Source organism: Flavobacterium sp. (assembly GCF_003525665.1).
Taxonomy (GTDB): Bacteria; Bacteroidota; Bacteroidia; order Flavobacteriales; family Flavobacteriaceae; genus Flavobacterium.
The window spans coordinates 1-367 of record NZ_DQDX01000092.1; the positions used below are offsets into that span (position 1 = coordinate 1).

At 24.8% G+C, this 367-nt stretch carries 1 protein-coding gene; it reads left to right on the forward strand.

Going from position 1 to position 367, the window contains the following annotated elements; genetic code table 11:
• Window positions 1–301, forward strand: a 301-nt coding sequence (locus DIU01_RS06845) for an SEC-C metal-binding domain-containing protein (RefSeq protein WP_290832818.1), incomplete at its 5' end; no start/stop codon positions are given.
• Window positions 302–367: the final 66 nt, after the last annotated feature.

Sequence of the window (367 nt, forward strand, 5' to 3'; positions counted from 1 at the left end):
CTATATAAATAATCCAAGTGAATATCAAGTTTCTTTAATAAAAGAACTTTATGATAAAGATTATATTGATTTATCTGTAAATGGTAATTTTGAAGAATTATTTGAAATTATTGAAACAGAAAAAAAGGATGTAACAATTTTTGATATTCAACAGAATGTAATGAAGTATTATCAAAGCAGAAGTAACTATTCTGAAAAATTAAATCTATTTCAACCAATAATTAATCAAACTAAAATTCAACGCAATGATCCATGTCCTTGTGGAAGTGGTAAAAAACATAAAAAATGTTGTCTAAATTGATAAAATAGTTTTTTGAAACTTGAACTTCACAAAAGACAAAACCAAACTATCCCGAAGTTTCGGGAC